The sequence below is a fragment of the Tolypothrix sp. FACHB-123 genome, assembly GCF_014697075.1.
GTDB lineage: Bacteria > Cyanobacteriota > Cyanobacteriia > Cyanobacteriales > Nostocaceae > Aulosira.
Genome location: NZ_JACJRE010000002.1, coordinates 52,598 through 75,854, shown reverse-complemented (window position 1 = coordinate 75,854; position 23,257 = coordinate 52,598). Strand labels below are relative to the sequence as shown.

The 23,257-nt window shown below is 41.1% G+C and carries 24 protein-coding genes; 13 read left to right on the top strand and 11 right to left on the bottom strand.

Features of this window, described 5'->3' with window-relative positions:
* The first annotated feature begins 7 nt into the window (after positions 1 to 7).
* Together H6G41_RS01705 and H6G41_RS01700 are read left to right on the top strand one after the other, a co-directional pair.
* Positions 8 to 634: a precorrin-8X methylmutase gene (locus tag H6G41_RS01705; protein WP_190743027.1), complete on the top strand. Its 627-nt coding sequence runs from the start codon at positions 8 to 10 to the stop codon at positions 632 to 634.
* A gap of 3 nt (positions 635 to 637) precedes the next feature.
* Positions 638 to 1,342: a precorrin-2 C(20)-methyltransferase gene (locus tag H6G41_RS01700; protein ID WP_190743025.1), complete on the top strand. Its 705-nt coding sequence runs from the start codon at positions 638 to 640 to the stop codon at positions 1,340 to 1,342.
* An 82-nt stretch (positions 1,343 to 1,424) separates the two neighbouring features.
* Here the strand turns inward: H6G41_RS01700 and H6G41_RS01695 are convergent, their stop codons facing one another.
* From H6G41_RS01695 to H6G41_RS01685, 3 genes are read right to left on the bottom strand one after another with little or no spacing between them, the layout of a single operon-like run.
* Positions 1,425 to 3,038: an ATP-binding protein gene (locus H6G41_RS01695; RefSeq protein WP_190743023.1), complete on the bottom strand. Its 1,614-nt coding sequence runs from the start codon at positions 3,036 to 3,038 to the stop codon at positions 1,425 to 1,427.
* 59 nt (positions 3,039 to 3,097) lie between these two features.
* Positions 3,098 to 3,703: a chemotaxis protein CheX gene (locus tag H6G41_RS01690; protein WP_190743021.1), complete on the bottom strand. Its 606-nt coding sequence runs from the start codon at positions 3,701 to 3,703 to the stop codon at positions 3,098 to 3,100.
* 8 nt (positions 3,704 to 3,711) lie between these two features.
* Complete coding sequence (locus tag H6G41_RS01685; RefSeq protein WP_190743019.1) at positions 3,712 to 4,077, bottom strand: PleD family two-component system response regulator; 366 nt, start codon at positions 4,075 to 4,077, stop codon at positions 3,712 to 3,714.
* 596 nt (positions 4,078 to 4,673) lie between these two features.
* Between H6G41_RS01685 and H6G41_RS01680 the strand changes: the two genes are divergently transcribed.
* From H6G41_RS01680 to H6G41_RS01660, 5 genes are all read left to right on the top strand, one after another.
* Positions 4,674 to 6,800: a chemotaxis protein CheA gene (locus H6G41_RS01680; RefSeq protein WP_190743017.1), complete on the top strand. Its 2,127-nt coding sequence runs from the start codon at positions 4,674 to 4,676 to the stop codon at positions 6,798 to 6,800.
* Positions 6,793 to 7,248: a chemotaxis protein CheW gene (locus H6G41_RS01675; protein ID WP_190743015.1), complete on the top strand. Its 456-nt coding sequence runs from the start codon at positions 6,793 to 6,795 to the stop codon at positions 7,246 to 7,248. The genes H6G41_RS01680 and H6G41_RS01675 overlap by 8 nt, the downstream gene beginning before the upstream one ends.
* Positions 7,249 to 7,260: 12 nt before the next feature.
* Complete coding sequence (locus H6G41_RS01670) at positions 7,261 to 8,592, top strand: methyl-accepting chemotaxis protein (protein WP_190743013.1); 1,332 nt, start codon at positions 7,261 to 7,263, stop codon at positions 8,590 to 8,592.
* Between the two features lie 147 nt (positions 8,593 to 8,739).
* Positions 8,740 to 9,813, top strand: a complete 1,074-nt coding sequence (locus H6G41_RS01665) for a chemotaxis response regulator protein-glutamate methylesterase (RefSeq protein WP_190743011.1) — start codon at positions 8,740 to 8,742, stop codon at positions 9,811 to 9,813.
* Between the two features lie 11 nt (positions 9,814 to 9,824).
* Positions 9,825 to 10,646 (top strand): protein-glutamate O-methyltransferase CheR, encoded by an 822-nt coding sequence (locus tag H6G41_RS01660; RefSeq protein WP_242037780.1) that lies wholly within the window; start codon positions 9,825 to 9,827, stop codon positions 10,644 to 10,646.
* Between the two features lie 249 nt (positions 10,647 to 10,895).
* On the opposite strand, the gene H6G41_RS01655 is transcribed toward H6G41_RS01660, so the two are convergent.
* Positions 10,896 to 11,726: an isopentenyl phosphate kinase gene (locus tag H6G41_RS01655; RefSeq protein ID WP_242037779.1), complete on the bottom strand. Its 831-nt coding sequence runs from the start codon at positions 11,724 to 11,726 to the stop codon at positions 10,896 to 10,898.
* A 138-nt stretch (positions 11,727 to 11,864) separates the two neighbouring features.
* Here H6G41_RS01655 and H6G41_RS01650 point away from each other — a divergent pair, with 138 nt between their 5' ends.
* Complete coding sequence (locus H6G41_RS01650; RefSeq protein WP_242037778.1) at positions 11,865 to 12,089, top strand: hypothetical protein; 225 nt, start codon at positions 11,865 to 11,867, stop codon at positions 12,087 to 12,089.
* 59 nt (positions 12,090 to 12,148) lie between these two features.
* Here the strand turns inward: H6G41_RS01650 and H6G41_RS01645 are convergent, their stop codons facing one another.
* A complete protein-coding gene (locus H6G41_RS01645) occupies positions 12,149 to 12,985 on the bottom strand; it encodes a hypothetical protein (RefSeq protein ID WP_190743008.1) in 837 nt (278 codons plus the stop codon).
* 623 nt (positions 12,986 to 13,608) lie between these two features.
* Positions 13,609 to 14,997, bottom strand: a complete 1,389-nt coding sequence (locus H6G41_RS01640) for a 1-acyl-sn-glycerol-3-phosphate acyltransferase (RefSeq protein WP_190743006.1) — start codon at positions 14,995 to 14,997, stop codon at positions 13,609 to 13,611.
* A gap of 129 nt (positions 14,998 to 15,126) precedes the next feature.
* On the opposite strand from H6G41_RS01640, the gene H6G41_RS01635 reads away from it, so the two are divergent.
* The 5 genes from H6G41_RS01635 to H6G41_RS01615 all read left to right on the top strand — a co-directional run bounded on the left by H6G41_RS01635 (position 15,127) and on the right by H6G41_RS01615 (position 18,590).
* Complete coding sequence (locus H6G41_RS01635; RefSeq protein ID WP_190743003.1) at positions 15,127 to 15,459, top strand: hypothetical protein; 333 nt, start codon at positions 15,127 to 15,129, stop codon at positions 15,457 to 15,459.
* A gap of 402 nt (positions 15,460 to 15,861) precedes the next feature.
* Positions 15,862 to 16,242, top strand: a complete 381-nt coding sequence (locus H6G41_RS01630; protein WP_190743001.1) for a YtxH domain-containing protein — start codon at positions 15,862 to 15,864, stop codon at positions 16,240 to 16,242.
* 11 nt (positions 16,243 to 16,253) lie between these two features.
* On the top strand, positions 16,254 to 16,796 hold the full coding sequence (locus H6G41_RS01625; RefSeq protein WP_190742999.1) for a DUF948 domain-containing protein: 543 nt from the start codon (positions 16,254 to 16,256) through the stop codon (positions 16,794 to 16,796).
* Positions 16,797 to 17,010: 214 nt separating this feature from the next.
* Positions 17,011 to 17,820 carry a TPM domain-containing protein gene (locus tag H6G41_RS01620; protein WP_190742997.1) on the top strand — a complete coding sequence of 270 codons (810 nt, stop codon included), beginning with the start codon at positions 17,011 to 17,013 and terminating at the stop codon, positions 17,818 to 17,820.
* Between the two features lie 149 nt (positions 17,821 to 17,969).
* On the top strand, positions 17,970 to 18,590 hold the full coding sequence (locus tag H6G41_RS01615; protein WP_190742995.1) for a precorrin-8X methylmutase: 621 nt from the start codon (positions 17,970 to 17,972) through the stop codon (positions 18,588 to 18,590).
* Between the two features lie 125 nt (positions 18,591 to 18,715).
* Here the strand turns inward: H6G41_RS01615 and H6G41_RS01610 are convergent, their stop codons facing one another.
* The 5 genes from H6G41_RS01610 to H6G41_RS01590 all read right to left on the bottom strand — a co-directional run bounded on the left by H6G41_RS01610 (position 18,716) and on the right by H6G41_RS01590 (position 23,126).
* Positions 18,716 to 19,432, bottom strand: coding sequence for a phosphate ABC transporter permease (locus H6G41_RS01610; protein ID WP_190742993.1), 717 nt, complete (start codon positions 19,430 to 19,432; stop codon positions 18,716 to 18,718).
* An 86-nt stretch (positions 19,433 to 19,518) separates the two neighbouring features.
* Positions 19,519 to 20,355 (bottom strand): 4-hydroxy-tetrahydrodipicolinate reductase, encoded by an 837-nt coding sequence (gene dapB, locus H6G41_RS01605; RefSeq protein WP_190742991.1) that lies wholly within the window; start codon positions 20,353 to 20,355, stop codon positions 19,519 to 19,521.
* Positions 20,356 to 20,451: 96 nt separating this feature from the next.
* Positions 20,452 to 20,991, bottom strand: a complete 540-nt coding sequence (locus tag H6G41_RS01600) for a Uma2 family endonuclease (protein ID WP_190742989.1) — start codon at positions 20,989 to 20,991, stop codon at positions 20,452 to 20,454.
* A 37-nt stretch (positions 20,992 to 21,028) separates the two neighbouring features.
* The gene (locus H6G41_RS01595) at positions 21,029 to 22,168 is read right to left on the bottom strand and encodes an ABC transporter ATP-binding protein (RefSeq protein WP_190742987.1); all 1,140 of its coding nucleotides are present in this window, start codon (positions 22,166 to 22,168) and stop codon (positions 21,029 to 21,031) included.
* 244 nt (positions 22,169 to 22,412) lie between these two features.
* Positions 22,413 to 23,126 (bottom strand): GUN4 domain-containing protein, encoded by a 714-nt coding sequence (locus tag H6G41_RS01590; RefSeq protein WP_190742985.1) that lies wholly within the window; start codon positions 23,124 to 23,126, stop codon positions 22,413 to 22,415.
* Positions 23,127 to 23,257: the final 131 nt, after the last annotated feature.

Below are 23,257 nucleotides of genomic sequence, written 5' to 3'. Positions count from 1 at the left end.
CCTAGAAATGCCTGATTACATCCAAGATGCCAAGGAAATCTATCGTAATTCTTTCGCTATCATCCGGTCGGAAGCGAATTTAGAAATATTGCCGCCAGATGTAGCAAAAGTTACGGTGCGGTTAATTCATGCCTGTGGAATGACGGATATTGTTTCTGATGTGGGATATTCACCAACCGCAGTCCAGGCTGGACGGGTAACTTTGGCAAATGGTGCGCCGATACTTTGTGATTGTCGCATGGTGGCGGAAGGAATCACGAGAAAGCGATTACCTGCGAATAATCAAGTTATCTGTACGCTGTATGATGCAGAAGTCCCAGAATTAGCTCAAAAAATGGGTACTACGCGATCGGCGGCGGCTTTGGAATTATGGAAAAAGCACCTAGAAGGCTCAGTAGTAGCAATTGGTAATGCGCCTACTGCTTTATTTCGACTGTTGGAAATGCTGGATGAAGGTTGCCCTAAACCTGCGGTAATCTTGGGTTTTCCTGTAGGATTTGTAGGTGCGGCTGAGTCAAAAGCTGCCCTAGCAGAAGATAGCCGCAATGTACCATTTTTAACATTATATGGTCGGCGTGGCGGAAGTGCGATCGCCGCCGCCGCAGTTAATGCCTTAGCAACAGAGGAAGAATAATATATGTCCAACAAAGGTCGGCTGTATGGAATTGGCATAGGGCCTGGCGATCCAGAACTCTTGACTCTGAAAGCGCTACGGCTATTGCAAGCTGCACCTGTAATTGCCTATCAATCAGCCACAGATAAAGAAAGCATCGCCAGAAAAATCATCGCGCCCTATCTTTCCGGGAATCAAATTGAAGTACTGTATCATCTCCCCCGCGCTTTGGAGCCAGAGAAAGCTAAGTCAATTTACGATCAAGAAGTCGCACCGATTGCGGCACATTTAGAAGCGGGAAGGGATGTGGTTGTAGTTTGTGAAGGTGACCCGTTTTTCTACGGTTCCTTTATGTATGTATTTACACGATTATCAGAGGAGTACGAAACAGAAGTTGTCCCTGGAGTCTCCTCACTCATGGCTTGTCCGGTAGCTTTAGGCGTACCTTTTACTTACTACAATGATATTCTTACCGTTTTACCTGCACCCTTACCAGCGGAAGAACTGATTTCACAGCTATTAACAACCGATGCAGCTGCAATTATGAAATTGGGGCGTCACTTTACGAAAGTGCGCGATATTTTACATCAATTAGGGTTAGCCTCGCGGGCGCTATATATTGAACGAGCGACAATGACACAACAAAGAATTGTACCCTTAGATGAGGTCGATCCGGCGGAGGTACCTTATTTTGCGATGATTGTAATTCCCAGTAAAAGTAGGTTATAGGTAGAGAAAATTGATATTGTTTCTCACGCTAGGCTTTATTTATTGAGCCGAGGTATTGCTCATGGGGTAATGTCCCTTCTCTTCAACGTTTCACCAGTGCAGCGATCGCAGTTACTAACTTTGAAGGATCGGCTGGTTTGGCAATGTGCAGTTGAAATCCGGCTGCATACACCTGCTGTTGGGTAGTTTCGGCGGCGTAAGCTGTCAGGGCGATCGCGGGAATTTCGCCACCGCGATCGCTGGGCATACTGCGGATTTTGCGGATTAAAGCGTAGCCATCAACTTCTGGCATACCTAAATCGCTTAATAATAAATCTGGTGTGGATTGAGCTATGGCTGTTATAGCTTCTTCAGCAGAAGCGGCGCTGGTAACGATCGCACCATGCTGTTCTAACAAAAAGGCGAGAAATTCTCTGGTATCCACATCATCATCAACAATTAATACCCTAATTCCTTCTAATGGCGCATAAGGCACGGATAAGGTATAGGAATTTTCTGATAAATCGCTATCTCTGGTTGATAATTTCAGCGTTTTTGACACCGCAGGCAGAGAAACTGTAAATGTAGCACCTTTTTCTTCTCCCGGACTTTCTGCCCAAACTCTACCACCATGTAATTCTACTAGTTGGCGGACAATTGCTAAACCCAGTCCTAGTCCCCCTGAACGACGGGTAATTGTACTATCTGCTTGGCGAAAATATTCAAATACATGAGGTAAAAAATCTGGACTAATACCTTTACCTGTATCTCTTACCTGGATTTCTATCTGAGAATTGATTTGCTGTAATTTGATTTCTACTTCTCCACCAGATGGGGTGAATTTGATGGCGTTAGAAAGTAAATTCCAGATAATTTGTTGCAGCCGACTACTATCACCTTTTACCTGTCCAATTTGTCGATCTAAATTAAGGCGAATTTGAATTGATTTGGCTTCTGCTGCTAACCGCACTGTATCTAAAGCGGCTTCAATTGTTTTCGCCAAATTCACCGTTTCTAAATTTAGTCCTAATTTACCTCTGAGGATACGAGAAATATCTAATAAGTCATCAATTAATTGCGCTTGTAATTCTGCATTGCGTTCGATAGTTTCAACTGCGCGTTCGGTAGCTGCTTCATTTAAAGTCCGTTTTCGCAGTAACTTAGCCCAACCCAAAATAGGATTTAATGGCGATCGCAATTCATGAGAAACGATCGCCAAAAATTCATCTTTGATACGATTGGCGGCTTCGGCTGCTTCTTGCGATCGCTGGCGGGCTTCGGCTTCAGCTAAGGCTTGATCTCGGAGGTTTTTATATTCTTGAACGCGGAAGGTTAAATCGGTAACATCTTGAATGGAAAATAAAGCATAAAATTCATCCCCATCCGCTCGTACAGCCGTGACTGTTGTGTGTTGAATGCGGTATTTCTCTTGTGCTAAAGGTATAGGAATGATAAATTTATGCAGTTGCGAAGAAAAGATTGTCGGGGGGCCACCTTGAAAAATTTGCTCTATGCGGCTAATGTAGCGCAGTTGATTAAGATGGGAAAAATATTCCAAAATTGAATTGCCTAAGATGCGGCTGCGAGGAATTTGTGTCCACTCTTCTAAACAGCAATTCCAAAATAAAACACTGTAGTCTGATTGTAGAACAAAAGCTCCTAAAGTAATTTTATCTAATAGGGCGAATTTTTCTTGAGCTTGTTCGATTTTGTTCATATTATCATCAGACCACTGTTAATGTTTTTTAAGACGACAATTTGGTTGATTTTGCCAGTTCATAAGACTCCCATTTCTTGACTAAGAATATTAATCAAAGCATCAAATGTATCTAACTCGAAGACTAAGATAATATCTCCAATTAATTCTAATTGTTCAATCGTAAACCTAGCTTGTGCCAGTAAAATTTTCGACTCGCTGACATTAGCAGATGCCAATAAATTTTCAATTTTATCTTCGAGATAAACGGGTAATGTATAGTTCATGTGTTGTTTTAGCACATTACTAATCGAACCCATTACCCCATTAATCACAATATTACCAATTTCACTTAATGTCCCGATTTTGACTGCATCTAAATCCGTTGAACCCGGTTCTTCTCCAGTCAAAACTGCCACTAATGTTGAGGCGCTATCGGTAGGAAAAATCAAGCCAGCCGTGCCATAAAAAGGCCCTGTAAAACCTAGTCGCACGGCGGCTAAACTATCATCATGAAATCGGGATGCTAATTCTTCATAAGCATCCGCAGCTGTTAATACTTTCACAAAGGGAATTTCTAGGCGAATGTGAGAGTTTACCATTTCATTGAGTAAACTTGCTGCCCTACCAACGCCAATATTAATTAATTCTTGCAAGGCATCTAATTGTTCTGCTGTCACATTCATCTGTTGGTTTATTCCTTTGTCTGGAGAATTTGCTGGACAGCTGCGCGCAATTCTGTTTCTTTCGGCGGTTTATTAATAAAGTTAACTGCTCCTAGCTGATAACTTTGATTGCGTGCGCCGTCTTGAATATCGGCTGAGATGATGATGGTAGGAATTTTTAATTGTTCATCTTGGAGAGCCTGCAAAAATTCAAACCCATTCATGTCAGGCATTAAAATATCAGCTAAAACGCAGTTAGGCTGATGCTTGTGCACCATTTCTAATCCTTCGCGCCCATTACTAGCTTCGAGGATTTCATAGCCATCTCCTTGCAAAAATCTCCGAATCATTCTGCGAGAAAAGGCTGCATCATCGATAATCAACACCAATGCCATCAGCTTTACCCTTTTGATCTTGTCAATCTCAGAAATTGTGAAATTAGTCTTGGCTGGGATTATTAGTCACAACTAAGGTTTTACATACAAATTTATCTTTAGTTTGTCAGGATCGTTTATAGAAGTAAATAATAATTAATTCTTTTTAAAACATTGAGTTTTTTAGCAAAAAAAGCATTTAAAATTAAATTATTATTGAGAAATATTATTTACTTCATTTTAGCTTTTTTGAGCCAAGATAAAATTGTTGTATGGTGAATATTAGTTAGTTGTTGAATCTTTCTCAGACTCATGCCATTAAGATACATTTGCAGGCAAAGTTGCTTGATATCATTAGAATAACCCCACGGTAGATAAGATTCGAGAAATTGACGATTGCATTGTTTACACTTGTAACATTGTCTACTTTTCCGCCGACCATTCTTAAAAATTTCCTGGGAATAGCAACGAGGACATTGCATCTCTTTGCTTTCGTTTTTAAGTGTAGCATTATATTTTCAGCATTTAGACAGTTAAACATCCATCATTAGAGAGATATCTATTGATTTTTGGGGATTATTAGTATTAGAATAAGGAGTTTAGAATCTATCAACACAATGGAGTTAGCAGAAATTGATGATGATATAGAAGCATTTCTCGTTGAAAGCTACGAGAATCTAGATCGAATTGAACAAGACATTATTCAACTAGAGAAAGAGTCTGGAAATGGCGAAGAGTTAGGGAGGATTTATCGCTCGCTCCACACGATTAAAGGAAATTGTGGGTTTTTACCGTTTCCTAAATTAGAAGCACTGGCTCATGGGGCGGAAAGTTTGCTGTCAAGTCTGCGCGATCGCAATTTAGCCATTACTCCCCAAATTATCAGCACCTTACTGCAAACAATTGACAGTATCCGCGAGATGTTATCTGCGATCGCAGCGACAAGAATGGAAAGCGATCGCGACTATACAGAACTGATTGAGACTTTAACTGCATTACAACAGACTCAGGCTACTGTCACTGCAACACCATCACCTCAGTCTGGAGAAACATTTGATAGCGAGACAGCCTCAGATTCTCAGATCCGCGTTCATGTAGGATTGTTGGATCGAGTAATGAACTTGGTAGGTGAGTTGGTGTTAGTCCGTAACCAAATCATGACATTATCTACCAACCTGCAAAATAGTAACTTGACTGCGGCTTGCCAAGGTTTAAATTTAATTACAGGCGAGTTGCAAGAACAGGTAATGAAAACTCGCCTCCAACCCATTAATATTATCTGGCAAAAGTTCCCGCGGGTAATTCGCGATTTAGCGATCGCTTCGGGTAAACAAGTGCAAGTGTCAATGCTAGGGGTAGATACGGAACTAGATAGAACTATTATCGCTGCGATTAAAGACCCCTTAACTCATCTCATTCGTAACTGCATCGATCATGGCATTGAACTACCAGCAGAACGTACTGCTAGCGGTAAATCAAACCCAGGACACATATCTCTGCACGCCTTTCATGAAAGTGGTAAAGTCAATATTGAAATTAGAGATGATGGGCGGGGAATCGATCCCACAAAAATTAAACAACGAGCGCAAAAACTGGGGTTGATTGATGCTAGTCAAGCCCAAATCATGAGCGATTCCCAAGCCATAGACTTAATTTTCTTACCTGGTTTCTCGACTAGCGAACAAGTTACCAACTTGTCGGGGAGAGGGGTAGGTATGGATATTGTCAAGACTAATATTGAAAAAATTAACGGGAGCCTAGAAATTTACAGTCAGTTGGGAAAAGGCACCACCTTTAAAATGAAAATACCGCTGACATTAACAATTATTCCCGCATTAATAGTGACTAGTGGCGGCGATCGCTATGCCATTCCCCAATTAAGTTTACAAGAGTTAGTGCGTTTAGAAGCAGACGCGATCGTTAATAATATTGAGATGCTTTACGACGTACCAGTTTATCGATTGCGCGGAGAAATTATACCTTTAATTTACTTACACCAAGTATTGCAAACTCAAGAAAAAACTGCCAACTTAGAAACCCTGAATCTGGTAATTCTCCAAGTTGATAACTATCGCTTTGGGCTAGTTGTAGACACGATAGAAGATATCTTTGACATTGTTGTTAAACCTTTAGGACAACAGTTAAAAACTGTATCAGTTTTTGCTGGGGCCACCATTTTAGGTGATGGCAAAGTAGCATTAATTATTGATGTCGTGGGTTTAGCAAAACAAACTGGTGTAAGTGAGAAACAGCAACAAATAACCAGTATATCAGTCGCAGACATCCCAGATGCCCCCAGCGATCGCCAAATGGTTTTACTATTTACCGGGCCAGAAGCTGCACCAATGGGTATTCCTTTAACAAAAGCATTGCGACTCGAAAAAATTCCAGCGACAGCAGTGGAACAAGTCGCCAATCACTATGTTTTCCGCCATCATCAGCAAATTTTACCCTTAATCGATCTGCACAATATATTTAGCGATCGCCATCAGCGCCAGCTGGAACTGGTAACCGAAACATTAGAAATTGCGATCGTCTCCCCACATTCAAAATTGAGTGTCGGTTTAGTAGTCGATCGCATTGTTGACATTGTCGCAGAATCCCTCACAATTACAGGTATTCCTAGTAGGCCGGGCATACTTTTTTGTACATTAATTCAAGGTCAAATTACAGAAATTATTGATATTGACGCTGTAATTCAAATTGCTAACCCCTATTTGTTGTCAGGGAGTTATAGTGGCTGAACAACAACTTTGCACCTTTTTTCTTAATGGACTATTCTTTGGTATTGACGTGCAGCATGTTCAGGAAGTAATTCGTCCCCATGCATTAACACCTGTACCTTTAGCACCAGCAGATATTTGTGGGTTAATTAACCTCAGAGGGCAAATTTTAACGGTAATCGATTTACAACAGCGTTTAAACATGGGTAAATCAGCCATGCGTTTACCTACTAAGCTAATAAATGAACTACCAGGATTTTATATCGTTGTTAGTATTGCCGAGCAAGTAGTTAGCTTACTGGTTGATGATGTTGGCGATGTTTTAGCCTTCAGCGCCAACACATTTCAACCCCCACCCTCAACCTTAAAAGGAAAAATGCGTCACTTTCTAGCAGGTGCGTACCCCTTATCTGAAGGGTTTTTGCTAGTTCTAGATACAGAAAAAATTCTTTTATTTAAAAATATTTAGGAGTACTAGGTAATGGCGACAAACCGAACGGGGAAAAAAACGAATAACTCCAACTCTCCCATAGATAATTCCATCAATAATAATGTAGATAATATTACAGATGAGTTAGAAATCAATAACCCCATCACAGATCCCCAACTGCAACCATTATTAGCAGCCATGAAAGCTGCTAAAAACGGTGATTTTAGCGTTCGTCTCCCTGTGGAGAACAATGGTTTAGGTGAAATCGCCGCAGTTTTTAACGAATGGGTAAGTTTTAATCAAGATTTCGCCACCGAAGTTACCCGGTTAGCAACCGAAGTTGGTAAAGAAGGAAAGCTGGGTACGCAAGTGCGGCTGAAAGCAGCAGCAGGTTCTTGGCAAGAATTATTGACGAATTTAAACCAAATGTCTGCTAGCTTGGCACAGCAGATTAAAAATATTAACGAAGTTACCCTAGCTGTAGCCCAAGGTAATTTAGTAAAACAAATTAAATCACGCAATGCTGGAGAATTTAAGCAACTCAGCGATAATGCCAATCAGATGATTAATAGTCTGAAATCTTCCATCAGACAAATGGCCGATGTCGCGATCGCAGTTGCATCTTCTTCCGAAGAACTCACCGCAGTTAGCAAAGAAATGAGCGCCAATGCTGAACAAACTTCAGAACAAGCCACTTCCGCATCCGCTTCCGCAGAGCAAGTCAATCAAAACAGCAGTACAGTAGTGACTGCGGTGGAAGAAATGAACGCCAGCATCCGTGAAATTGCCAAAACTGTTGCTAACGGGGCAACGGTAGCCGCTGAAGCCGTAAAAACAGCCGATGGTACCAACAAAACCATTGCTAAACTCGGTCAAAGCAGCATGGAAATTGGCAAAGTCATCAAAGTCATTACCGCGATCGCGCAACAAACAAACTTACTAGCCTTAAATGCTACTATTGAAGCAGCCAGAGCCGGAGAAGCAGGTAGAGGATTTGCCGTCGTAGCTAATGAAGTCAAGGAACTTGCCAAACAAACTGCAAACGCCACCGAAGATATTAGCCAGCGAATTGAAGCTATCCAGACTGATACTAAAGGTGCAGTTAGTGCTATAACTCAGATTACAGACATCATCAATCAGATTAACGACCTACAAAGCACCATTGCCAGTGCCGTTGAAGAACAAACAGTCACCACCAATGAAATTGCCCGCAATATAGCCGAAGCTGCCCAAGGAACCTCAGATATTGCCAAAAATATTGCCATTGTCGCCATTAATGCTCAAACTACCACAGTTGGTGCAAATAACACTTCCCAAGCAGCGGCAGAGTTAGCCCGCATGGCTGTAGATTTACAGAAAGTCGTGAGTCAATTTAAATATTGATGGTTAGTTGTCAGTTGTTAGTTGTCAGTAGGGGCGGGTTTATTTAGATCGTCTTTGATCGGTGAAGATATCTGTGAACCCGCCCCTACAGTTGTCATTTTTCTCCCTCATCCCCCTAATCCCTAGCCCCTAGTCCCTAGCCCCCCAATGCTAAAAATCCGGGTACTCGTAGTTGATGATGCTGTAGTAGTTCGCAGTCGGGTTAGTAAAATTTTAGCCGAAGACCCAGAACTAGAGGTAGTAGGTGTGGCGGCTAATGGGCGTATTGCATTGGCAAAAATTCCCCGCCTTCATCCCGATGTGATTGTTCTCGATGTGGAAATGCCGGAGATGGATGGTTTACAAACCTTGGCGGCAATCAGAGAACTGTATCCAAAGTTACCTACCATCATGTTTAGCACCTCTACTTATACTGGAGCGATCGCCACACTTGAAGCTCTTTCTTTGGGTGCTTCAGATTATGCCACCAAACCGAGTAACCTAGGAAACGTGGAGGCCAGCATCCAACATATCCGGGCAGAATTAATTCCCAAAATTAAGGTATTTGGTGTCGGAACTAATTTATTTTCCCCAGGGACGACAATTACTAATTCAATTTTTTCCGCTGTTTCCAAATCCAGAGAACAGGTAGATGTTGTCGCAATTGGCGTTTCCACAGGCGGGCCTAATGCCTTAGCCAAAATACTTCCTGCACTCCCAGCCGATTTACCGGTTCCCGTCTTAATTGTGCAACATATGCCACCAATGTTTACCAAACTATTAGCCCAAAGACTAGATTCTCAGTGCCAAATTCATGTACATGAAGCAGTGTCTGGAGCCATTATCGAGCCTGGACAAGCTTGGATTGCACCTGGCGATTTTCACATGGTTGTACATCGTCAAGATGATATTGTGCGCTTGGGTACCAATCAAGCACCACCAAAAAATTCCTGTCGCCCTTCAGTAGATATACTATTTGAGTCTGTCGCAAAAGTTTATAGTAAGAAAGCGATCGCCGTCATCCTCACAGGTATGGGACAAGATGGGCTAGATGGCTGTAAATGTATCCGGGAAGCTGGCGGACAGATTCTAGCACAAGATAAAGCTACTAGTGTAGTCTGGGGAATGCCTAGTTTCGTCGTCAATGCAGGCTTAGCTAATGAGGTGCTTCCGCTTGAGCTAATAGCAGGTAAAATTATTGACCGAGTTCGTGACAATCAACTACCTTTTTCAGGTCTGTAATGAAGCAGACTATGCGTATCAGTACTCATGATTTTAGTTATATTTGTCAATTAGTTTACGACTATTCCTCCGTAGTCTTACAACCGGAAAAAACCTACCTAGCAGAGCTGTATTTACAACCAATTGCTGAATCAGCAGGTTTTGCGTCAATTACCGACTTAGTAGGCTATTTACGAAATAAACCTTTCAGCGATTTGCACAGCCAGGTGGTTGAATCTCTAGTAACAAATGAAACATTTTTTTTTCGCGATCGCCACCCCTTTGAAGCACTCAAAGAATTTGTGCTTCCAGAATTGATTGCTAAAAGAACTATAGAGCGATCGCTAAATATTTGGTGCGCCGCTTGCTCTAATGGACAAGAACCTTACAGCATCGCCATGCTGATCAAAGAATCTTTTCCCATGCTGAGTAATTGGACTTGGAAGCTCATAGCGAGCGATTTTTCGAGTAAAGTCTTAGCAAGGGCAACAGAAGGACGTTATAATCAGCTAGAAATTCAGCGGGGATTACCAAAAAATTTCCGCGATCGCTATTTTCAACAGTTAGATAGTTCCTGGCAAATTCAACCAGAAATACTTCAAATGGTAGAATTTCGCCAGATTAACCTATTAGAATGCTGGCCCATCTTTCCCAAGCAAGATGTAATTTTTTTACGCAATGTTTTAATTTACTTTGATACCGCCACAAAAAAAGCCTTACTAAAAAAAATCCGCCATAAATTAAATCCAGATGGATACTTATTTCTTGGTAATGCTGAAACCACGATTCATCTAGATTCTGGATTCACTCGCGTTCAATTTGATAAAGCTATTTGCTATCGCTTAAATAAATAATTGAAAACAATTAGTTGTGTATCAGTCCACTACACCTATATGTTTTGGAGTTTCCTAACTAAATAGTTAATCTTTCGCAGCTTTGTAATCTTCTAATGCTGCTTTTGCACCAGCTTCAACAATCAAACTCAAATCACATCAATACTCTGCACTACAGCTAAAGGAACCTAGTTTTAATATGTGAATTTCCCCCGCTGATTCACACATAATTCTGCATCTGCATCAAAAATATGCCGTTCAATTAGCCAATTAACTGTGTTCATAATTGTCTTGTTTTGATGAATTCCCAATAAAAGTGCCTAAAATTGGTTTTCCCAACACAGCACCAGTCAAATTACCTGGGATATTACCATCAATTATCCAACAATCAATTCCTAAATAGGAGATAGCTAAAAACTCTTCAACTTTTCCCAGCATACCCCCTGTAACATCTAGAGATTTACTTTCACCAATAAAACTTTTGATTTGTAGATAGTTAGCTGGATTAATCTCAGATATTACTTTTCCATGTTCATCATACACACCAGGATAGTTACCAACATTTATGAGTCGAACGCGGAATTTAGTTTTTGTATGAAAATATTTTGCTAATTCTGTTAATAATTTATCAGTCGAGAGGATTGTACTACCAATTTTTTTATCTAAAACCACATCCCCAAAGATTAAGGGAATTAAACCAGCTTCTAAAGTATTTTCTATAGCGGAACAATCAAATTTGATTAGCTGTTTATTTTGAGTAACTGCCAAAGTTACAGGTGGTAAGCTAATTACTGGTAAAGTAGCCTGTAAAAAAGCCTGAGTCAGAAGCCGATTTAAATCGATAGAATCTTGATGGACTACACAAAATCCCAATTTATCAGTATCAGTGGTCATACCATTGATGGTATTGTATTTTTTGGCTGACTGATGACCAAAAGAACCAGCACCATTGCCAATAATCAATTTCAGATGGGGGTTTTGATGAGCGATCGCTCTTATTTCCCTGGCTAGTTGTTGTATAATTTCGGGTCGAGCAGTATAAGGTCGATCCTTATCAGTAATTAATGACCCTCCGAGCTTAATTAATGCCAGATCCATCATGAAATATTGACAACACTCAGATGATAACTTTCCCAAAGCTTACCATACAGAGAGTATATTAGCTCCTACTTTAGGCTTCAGTCTTCAACCTTTATATACTTATTTATGTGGATAAAATATTTATCGTGATTTTGGTTTATGTCAGATTTCACCCATTACCAATATCAATTAATGCCAGAAGATAAACAAACTTTACCACGCCAAACTATTTGCCAAGATTGTGCTTTTCATACACAAACAGAAGGCGGTATAAATTGTATTCACCCAGACGAATTGCAGGTTAATTGTTCTCAAGTAATTTTTTGCAATTCATTTCAACCATCCCAGGAAATTGACAGTCCTTGTGTAACCTTTGACGGTTGACGGTGGACTGAGAAATGAGTTTTTTATTCGTTCTGGTTCGCGCAGTTGATCGTGATTAGTTATCTTACAGATACTGGTTGAGCAGTAAAATTTTCAACTCTACGCTCATTGAGAGAAAATTTGAGGTTAGAACCTTCAACGACAATTTCACCTTCAGATGTTTGAATATAAAGTTTACCTTGATCGAAGCGGACAATATTATTAGTTGTGATTGCAGCCATTGATAATAGCTGCTCACTAGGCTGAATTTGTTCTTGATATAAATCCAGCAAATTATTAGCGGTCGTGTTTGACTCTGCTGGAGTGCGATCGCTTTTGAGAGTTGTATGTGCTTGGATCGCAGTTGTAGGTTCTGATTGTGATTGTTCAGCGCTGAGCCAAATCACGCGATCGCCCGCTTGTACTAAAACTTCATTATTGGTAGTTGTGATATATAAACTCTCCCGACTAAATGCCATTTCATGAATGTTCTGGAAACCATTACCAGTAAAAATCATTAATTTCAATTTAGCCTGATTTCTATCTCTACAAATTGTTTGAGCACGCCACAATTTCCATACATATCTTACTTCCGTGTAATTCATTTGGTAGCCGGCAGGAATATGGTAATATTCATACCGCATTAACCCATTTTCGATTTTTCCTGTAGGGATAAAATTATTTTCTAATAATACTTCGTTGATTAATTCTAAATGATTGGAGTTTTGGCGGACTAAGAAAACCTTAGATGAGCTAGATAAATTAATACTTGCCAGTAAGAAGCCTTTTTTAGTTAATAACTGAATTGTTGTGGAAATTGATTCAATCCGAAAGTTTTGATTAAAAGCTAGTTTGGTTTTGCCTTGTACATATTGGCTAATTAATTTTTTATCATCCATTAAATTTAAATTTGTCATTGCTCGCTCCTGATTCCCTGTTTTAAAAATGTATGTTTGTGATTTGACAGCTTTTTTGTTTTAGCTGTATTTTGTTATGGAGAATTGACTCTCGTTATTTTTACTTGTGTTGTTAATTACTTCTACAACAGCCAAGCTATGAATCCGGATACGCTAATCACAAACAAAACAAACATCTTATACAGTATTTATACGTAAAAAGCTAGTAAAGCTTTCATGTTCTAACTACAAGCTTTTATATCGAGTGTGGTATCTTGGCAGAAATTTCTTATTCAAGCCCAAAAATATAGGGTCGGCTAATTTTAAAATTCATAACATATTAAGCAAACTTATTAATAAACCGCTTCAAATCTCTAATCGTAAGAAATTGGGCAATTTGTTTCTAAAACTTAATATTCAACTTTTTTATATCTTCAACATAGAGATATACCTATGATGGAGAATTTGCCATATCCCCTGGCTTAACTCTCTACTGGCCGCCAAATTGTCGCATTAATTCTCATAAAGCTTCTCGGTTGGGTATATAAACGCCCACAACCTAGAAGTCTGGGGCTAAATAAACAAAGCCTGCATAGGTAGGCTAATTGTATGCATTCTCATCAAGAATGGGTATTAAGCGATCGCTAACTGATTAACTGTTCTAAAGTGACTTGCAAATCTTGTGTTAACTGACTTGTAGCACGGCGAGTAGCTTGGCGATCGCCTTGAGAATTTTGCCAGCGTTCTGTCACTGAAATTGGTTCACCAACTGTAATCTTGGCTTTACGCCAACCCAAGCGAGGACGTGCAGGCATATTACTTTCACTAATTCGCGAAAGCATATCAAATATAATGAGGGTTGTTTCCGCAAAGCGTTCGACAGTTGGGTGTGTTTGAATATACTTTGTTGTGACGGCGACAAAACTTTCCACTAAGCGCATGTGTCGCATTCGCAAATCGGCTTCTTGAGCGATCCAATCTGCTAAACCTCGTTGCATAGGAGACAACGCCCCGATATCCTCTACATCTTCTCGGTAAATGTAGCTCCAGCCTGCTTCTTCTAAACGACGACAGCGATCAATAAAATTTCCCTTAGCCTGGATATTAAAATATTGCTCTGGCACTTGTAAAGCCGTATCCATCAAGCGATGAAGCCGGAAATTGAGATCGCGATCGCTGATAGTAGGCAGATCTTTATGATAAAAACGTCGATAAAATTCTTCCATTTCTGAAATCACATGTTCCGCCAGTCGATGGAGGCGTTGATGATAAATTTCTGCTAATGGATCAGTGCTATTCTCAATTGACGATGTTGGTAAGCCACTCTTGGCTTCCAACTTCCGCAGTAAAGATTCCAGTTTTGCCCAAGGTGGGTTAACGTAGCCATACTGAATGGCAATAGGGACAATCAAAACTGTCTCAGGACGCTGGGCTTTAGCTAAATCTTCTACACACCAAAACCCTAATTGGGAAACACCAGGTTCTAAAGGGCTAACAACACCGCTATGACCATTAGTACCGCCTTCCGGTGCAACTGCGATTGGTATGTTGCTATTGGCGAATAAATCCCTCGCTGTTTGGATAGCTTGTCTATCTAAACGCTTACCTCGACGAACCGCCACACCCCCTAAGCAAGAAAAAAACCAACCTAGCCAGTCTCCAGCCCACAAAGTCATCCCGCGATCGTAGAGAAAATGAGAGTGAACCGGATATTGCAATCTTATTCCTTGCTGACGAGCAACTTGTGGCACAATCCGGGATAGTAGATAGAACATACACAGCGGATCGTCCACCTCTGGATGCCTAAAAGCTAGCAAAAACCTAATTTTGCCAGCTTGAAATTGTTGATAAAGCTGAGCTAACACTTCAGCATTTTTAGCTTCAATCTGGATAATACCTGCTGGTAACCAAGGCCTCAGCCTCAAGCGCAGCATTACAGGTAACAACCATCGGGCAATCTGGAGTATGACTGCGTTAAAGCGTGGAGGAATAAATTTTAATGGTGGTTGAATGGATTGAATCGATTTCGGCAAGTTAAACTCCAGATTCTGTTTTTCAGCATCGCCTCCTTGATTTTGACACTTTTAAAAGTAGGCGATCGCAAATTAAAATAGACAATTTTAGTTCAACTCTTCCAGCGTGTAGTTATAACATAAGTCAAAATGGTAACACTAGTTGTAGTTATAAATACTCTAATTTCGCTCTTGCTATTTTATGTTGCTTGGCATATATGGAATTTAAAACAACAGTTGCGCATCATCACAGATACGTTAACTAACTACGAGATATGTAGCCATGCATTTTTATATCAAGCACCAGAAAAAATTTATTTTTTGCAAGACAACATTCATAATCTTAGCCAGGGAAATCAACGCTTAGATCTCCAAATTCAACAATTACGGCAAATTATTAGCCTGCTTTTTTTTGGCAGACAGATCTGGCAGCGTTCTGTTCGTAACAAGCTATTCCCACTCCGGAAAATTCGTAATTCTTAAAAATTAACCAATCGCTATGCAGGCAGAGGTTAGGGGGCAGGCTTCCGCTGTGAGCGTCAGCCGAACGGGAGCAGAGGGAGTAAAGAAAAATCTCATTAAATAAATTGGCTAATTTATTCTCTGGAAGTCCCCAGTCGAACGATTTGCGATCGCGCAGTGTAAAGCCTTGTCTTCTTCTGACGGAGACGCTACGCGATCGCCAATGGCATAGCTTCACCTAGAGCGAGTCCACGAGCATCTTTTGCATTCTAATCTAAAATCCAAAATCCACAATTTTTCCATGCCCAATGCCCAATGCCCCATGCCCCATGCCCCATGCCCTTAAATAAATAAAATTACTGTAGTCTTGCAAGGGGAAAAAACCCACCTAAAATGAGTGTAAGGAGAGAAACCAATATAAAAATGTCTAACAACCGTTCTGGAGTCTTTTTTGGCGGTTTGATGCTAGGAGCAACCCTCGGAGCCTTGACAGGTTTGCTTGTCGCTCCACGCACAGGGCGCGAAACCCGTAAACTTTTAAAAAAATCTGCTGATGCCCTACCAGAATTGGCAGAAGATTTATCAACCAGCGTGCAACTACAGGCAGATCGTCTTTCTGCCAACGCACTGCGTAACTGGGATGAAACTTTAGATCGACTGCGAGAAGCGATCGCTGCTGGTATTGTTGCATCTCAAAGAGAAAACCAAGTCTTAAAGCGGCAAACCGTTGTCGAAACCCATCGCAGCGATTCCCAAGCTGAAGAAGACTCAGATTCTCTTGCCCAGCATCTAGAACGTTCTTAAATAGCATAACCGTGACCGATCCGCTGTTTTGGCTGGGACTTTCCATACTTTTAGTCGCTGCTAGTTTAACCGCTGTTTTAGTAGCGGCTATACCCGCATTGCAAGAATTAGCCCGTGCAGCTCGCAGTGCAGAAAAATTATTTGATACTCTCTCACGAGAGTTACCACCGACTTTGAATGCTATCCGCACTACTGGAATAGAAATTACTGATTTAACTGATGATGTCAGTGAAGGTGTCAAAAGCGCCGCTCAAGTGGTTAAACAAGTCGATCAAAGCTTAGATAGTGCCAGAAAACAGGCTCAGAATATTCAAGTAGGCACACACAGCATTTTTGTGGGTGTAAAAACCGCCTGGAAAACCTTCACCCGCCCAAAACCTTCTAGACGCTCATCCCTTGAGCGCTTACCCATTCCTGAGAAAAAGCCCTTAAATTTACGCGATCGCGAAGCACTCAAACCAGAAAATCGCCGTTCCAAATCAGAAATATACAGTAATAACGACGGTTACGGCGAAAATTCGGACTGGGAAAAGAGTTTTGACGATCAAGAATAATTAGGGGCTAGGGGCTAGGGGCTAGAGAGAATAAGGAAGCACAGAGGTAGAGAGACAATAATCTTGCCCAATGCCCAATGCCCCATACCCAATCCTTATAGATTAATTACCCAAGATTAGAGTAAAGTAAACAAGTGTAAAGAACTATCACTTTTCACCTACCTTTTAAAACAACTTGTTCACTTCTACTGTTGATATTTGTATAAAAACGTCCATGCAGTCTTGTTTTTGGCGACGAATCATCCTATCTGTTGCAGTATTTTTCTTAGCTGGATCTATTTGGGCGATGCATTCTCCCCCAGCACTGGCTTATGACAATCCTGAGTTACTACCAAATACCCCAACTCCAGTTGTAGACTTAGCCAAATCGCTCACTGATGTACAAGAAGAAAAGCTCGTTCACGATTTAGAGGAGTTTGAAACAGAAACTGGTTGGAAATTGCGGGTATTAACCCAATATGACCGGACTCCAGGTCGAGCGGTGATCAATTTTTGGGGATTAGATGACAAAAGTATTTTGTTAGTTGCTGATTCCCGTGGTGGTAACATCCTCAGCTTTAGCGTTGGCGACGCAGTTTATGAACTTTTACCCCGAACTTTTTGGATAGAATTACAAACCCGCTTTGGTAATTTGTATTTTGTCCGCGAACAAGGAGAAGACCAAGCTATTCTGCAAGCCTTAGATTCAGTTAAAGGTTGTTTACTTAATGGTGGTTGCAAAGTTGTTCCTGGTTTACCACGAGAACAGTGGATTCTCACCCTGGTTACCTCTGTAATTGGCGGTATAGTCTGTGGATTTGCATCTCAACCCCAGCGCGAAGGACAAATTATTGCTTGGCAATGGGCTTTAATTTTCTCGCCTTTATGGGGGATTTTGTTTATTGCCTTCGGAATTGGCCCAGTTGTGACGAGAACTACTGATTGGTTACCGTTATTTCGTAATATCGCAGGTTTTCTCATCGGTGCTTTAGTAGCTTATCTCTCACCAATTTTCAATCGTTCTTCTTCCAATGCTGAGTCTTAAGAGATTTCAGCTTACAGTAATTTTCTTTCTCGGTGGGCATTGCCCACCAATATTTTTAATTTGAAAAGTCAAGTATGGACTAAATCAGTATTCTCGGAAGCGTATGAAGCTGATAAGCTGTAAGCTGAAATTGAGAGAGCGCAATGGTAATGGAATGGCACGTAACTGATGCTCAAAGTTTAGCAATTATTGATAGTGAAATTGGCGATCATGTATTTTCGCCAGCGGAGTATGAAATTGTCCGACGAATAATTTATGCCACAGCTGACTTTGAGTATAAGTCTTTAATTCGCTTTTCTGAGCACGCTTTGCAGGCTGGTGCAGCAGCTTTAGCGGCACGTAGCAGTATTATTGTAGATGTGCCTTTAGTACAGGTAGGCGTTAATTACGATATTCAAAATACCTTTGCCAATCCGGTATATTGCAGCCTGGACACTCCTACACGTCCGCACAAAGAAAAAAGCCGTGTAGCTGGGGGAATAGAAACTCTAGCACAGCGTTATCCCGAAGGTATTTTTGTTGTAGGTCAGGCGCAAACAGCACTAACCACACTTGTGGATTTAATTGAAGCAGAAGAAATTAGGCCAGCCTTGGTAATTGCAACTCCCGTGGGGTTTGTGGATGTGGATGTTGCTAAAGAACGCTTGCAAGAATCTTTGGTGCCAAATATCACAATTGATAGCCGCAAGGGAAATGCTGTTGTAGCGGCTGCAATTATGGATGGGTTGATAGACTTAGCTTGGCAAGCTTACGGACAAGATAAGAACTAAGGGACTTCCAACTAAAAATATATCCCATCGCTGTATAGGCAGGGAGCAGGGAGCAGGGGAGAAAACTGCTGTGTTGCTTCTATTTCCTGGAATAACTTATTTTTGAAGTTCCCTAAGAAGGTGAATTAGTATTCATCTTCATAATCTTCTTCATCCCGTCGTCTCTGTGGACGACGGCGGCGACTTGGCCTATCTTCTGCATCTTCACGCAAGCGAATACTAACTTCACTAAAGAAATCCTGGCGCACATAAGGGTAATCGCTCACCCACAAATCGCGGCTGGGAATATAGACATCGCTGAATTCTTCAATTCTGCTCAAATCTCGGCTGTTAGACATGACTACCATTTCGGCAACTAGTCCCCGACTAATTACTTTGTAAGCAGGTTTTAGTGGTGCGTCAAACTCAATGCTAAACCCCGTATCATCGCCGATTTCTAAGTTAATCCGTTTTTCTCGGTTTTCAACAATTACCAACTCCCCTTTACTATTGACAGTTTCTTGCTTACCAATTAATTGATCTGTAATCCACCAATCTAATATTCGACCTCGAAAAAAACCGCAGTACTTGTAACGGCGGCATTTGGAATTCCGGATACTTGCTTGGAACACGGGATACCACAGCCAGAAAAATGCGCCAATTATCCCCAGGATAAATATGATGAGATCAAACTCAAATTTGAATAAGACTTTGACCAGTAAAATCACAACTACAGCAACTACAGAAATTAATAGCCGCTGTATGAAGCTGGAAAATTTTCCCCAGTAGTACTTGTACTGGGGGCCACTGGCGATTAAGGGAATGACTTGTTCAAATTTTTGTCGAGTCAGTGGGACAAGCATGATTACTGGTTAGTGGGGATGAGGAAGAAAGGGGAGAAATACAAATGACCAATGACCAATGACCAATGACTATTGACCATTAAAGTTTATAGTAGCTTTTCTAATCCATATACTAATGACTTTAGCTGTATGACCTTGCGAATGGCTAATAGGACTCCTGGCATATAACAGGCGCGATCGCTTGTATCGTGTCTTAAAGTATAAATTTGACCAGCTGCGCCAAAAATTACTTCTTGATGGGCAATCAATCCCGGCAAGCGTACGCTATGAATCCGAATGCCTTCGTCGGCTAAACTGCCTCTAGCACCAGCGATTTTTTCTGTTTCTTGGACAACAGCCGGGTTAAAAGTTTTACCCATTTCCCCTAGTAATTGTGCGGTCTGAATTGCTGTACCGCTAGGTGCATCGGCTTTTTGATTGTGATGTAGTTCGATAATTTCTACATGGTCAAAATATTGGGAGGCTGCGATCGCGGCTTGCTGTAGTAGTACCATCCCAATAGAGAAGTTGGGAATAACTAAGCAGCCTGTACTGGCTTTATCGGCAAAGTCTGCTAAATCCTGAAGTTGTTCTGGACTTAACCCAGTAGTTCCCACCACAGGACGAATACCGTAAGCGATCGCACTGCGAACGTTGTCATAAACTGAATCAGGATGAGTAAAGTCTACCATCACCCCTGGTGGCCCTTTTCTGTCCCCAGCTACATATCCCAGCATTGGCTCTAATTGATTGGTAATTGGCACTTCTAAGGCTTCGCTTAAACCAGCCAACTCGCCAGCATCTTTATCTTGATGTTCTGGGCTATGATCGATTGCACCCACTAGGTTTAAGTCTGGTGCTTGGGCTACAGCTTTTACCACTTCGCGACCCATTTTACCAGCAGCACCATTGACAATTACTGGAATAGGAGCTTGATTCGTCATAAATTGAGCAAAACTTTTTTAACTAACAAAGGAATTGTAGAGCAATCTCTTCGTTGACGGTGATGTTGTCTAGTTGGGTTTTTAATTTTAGGGAAATTACTCAAATACTGGTGACCAAATCTCAGCCACAACTACTTCCCAACCAGGGAGTAAATCAGGGAGAGTTAACACATCACCATCTCGCAAGATGATTTTTTTGCCAGACTGGTAAACTTCCATCGTTCTGGTTTTGGGGTCAATTAAAATTCCAATTTGCGTACCCAGGCTGATAAATTCCTGAATTTTTTGGCGGAGTTTATCAACAGAATCAGTCTTAGATTTAACCTCAACCACTAAATCTGGAACTAATTCTGCATAGTCTTCTGTAGAACGTTTCAGTCTGTCTGCACGTACAAAAGACACATCCGGTGCGCGTAAATCTGTGTTAGGTAATTTGAAGCCAGCGCTGGAACCTGCTACACGTCCCAGTTGACGTGGTCTTACCCAATTTCCCAAAAGTCGGGAAAACTCAGTTCCTACTTCTTCGGATTCATAACCTGATGGACTCATGATGACTATATTTCCATCAACTAATTCCATGCGATATTCAGGATAATTTGCCTGCACTTTCTCCAGGTCTTTGACAGTAAGAGACATAAGGCCTCCGGAAACATGTGAATTTATTTTGGCATTTCTACGGTATGGGGGCTAGGGAGTTTTGAGGCCAGATTCGCTCACCACTATTAGAGTCAAAGACAAACAACTGATTTAAATCTAATTGTAAAGTCAAGCGATCGCCTGGACGCAAGCGCACACCACCACCCAACTGCACATTCAATAATGCTGATGAATCGGGTAAACTGACGCGAATCAAAGTTTCCCTTCCCAAAGGTTCTACTACCTTTACTTCCACCATTAACTGTGATGATTTAATAACTTTTCCGGCTTGGTTTTCTTGTGATTGTGACTCGTGAAGATAAATATGCTCTGGTCTAATACCTAAATCTACACTTTGCCCCTGAGATAATGGTAATCTTGCCTGTAAATCTGTAGGAATTTCTAATAATTGCCCGCTGATATTAAACCCTGAATATTGATAAATTGCTGGTAAAATATTCATCGGGGGATTGCCCAAAAAAGATGCCACCATTTGATTAGCAGGTAAAGCGTAAATACTTTGAGGATCGCCAATTTGTTGAATTCGTCCACGATTTAACACCACAATTTTATCTGCTAAGGTCATAGCCTCAACTTGATCGTGGGTAACATAAATCGTTGTAATTGCTAAATTTTGATGCAATTGTTTTAATTCTGCCCTAGTGTCATCTCTTAATTGGGCATCTAAATTAGACAAAGGTTCATCTAGCAAGAAGACTTGGGGCTGACGGGCGATCGCTCTTCCTAAAGCTACCCGTTGTTGCTGTCCCCCAGATAGTTGTTTAGGTTTGCGATCTAACAGATGCTCCAAAGACAGCGATCGCGCTACATTGATTACCCGATTCTGAATAATTTTTGCGTCAATTTTCCGCATCTGCAACCCAAAAGCAATGTTTTGCGCCACCGTCATATGCGGATACAGGGCATAGTTTTGGAATACCATCGCCACATCCCGCTGTCTAGCTGGGATATTATTCATCAAGCGATCGCCAATAAACAGTTTACCGGATGTGGCTGTTTCTAAACCGGCGATCGTGCGTAGAATTGTAGATTTACCACAGCCTGAAGGCCCTACCAAAACCCAAAATTCACCATCGGGAATCTCAAAAGAAATATCCTCGATGGCTGTCACGTTGTTGAATCTACGTTTAATGTCTTCTAGACGAACATTTGCCATTTGTCAGTTGTCATTTGTCAGTTGTCATTTGTCAGTTGTCATTTGTCAGTTGTCATTTGTCAGCGATGCACTGAAGTTCACCCGAAGTGTTGTCATTTGTCCTGAATCAATTAGGACTCATGAAAGATACCAAATTGGATTAGTTAGTATTGTTAGAGATTTCTAGATTTTCTCACATCGAGAATTTTTATCCCAAGTTCAAAATCTAAAATCCAAAATCTAAAATCCAAAATTGGTATGATGACTACTTCCAAGCAGGATGAGCAAATAAAGCAGCAATGACGCGCACTCCACGTAGTTGATTAGATAAAGGTAAATGACCTTTTGGGGCGCTTAAATCCCACATAAATTCATGGGGATATCTTGTCCAGTTGTTACCATTTTTCCAACCTATTTTTGGCCAAAAATTATCCCAATTTTTCCCCAAACTTAACCAAATCTCGCGCTGTACTGAAAAACCAAATTTACCTTCAGAGTGAACTAACCAAAGATGATTAATGGTTTGTAAGTCAACTATTGGGAAACTGTCCACTTCTGTAAAATACAACCATTTTCTTTGTAATGCCGTTGGGCCTGCTAATTCACACAATTTTTGGATGGTGAGACGATCTGCCGCTTGAAAGTCTTGACTAGCTAATAGCTGTTGCAACGGCTGGTAATCGATCCCGCAGTCTGATTTTAGAGGTACAATGCCCTCAGGAAAAGAAGAAAGCAGAAATTCTTTGGCTAATGGTGCATCAGAACTGTAGAGTACTTGGTAGGCTTTGCCGTCAATCCAAGTGGCCGGGGTGTCAGAACGTCTCTGTAAGAATTCCATCAATACATCCAATCCCTCATTACCCAAGTCAGCTAACTTTGAGATAATTTGTTGTTGGACTTGAATAGACCCAGCGATTAACGTTTGTCGAAGGGAGTCGATGTCATTAGCAGGGCCTGATACAATCATTGGGTCTGTCATGCCATTACTCGTTTTAGCGGGTGCGTGAAAAAGCGATCGCTATGAGGTTTTACCAAAAGTGAAACACTGATAGCGAAATGTAGTTTACTATTTTTGATCGTACAAAATTGCGATCGTTTCACTTCATCCCA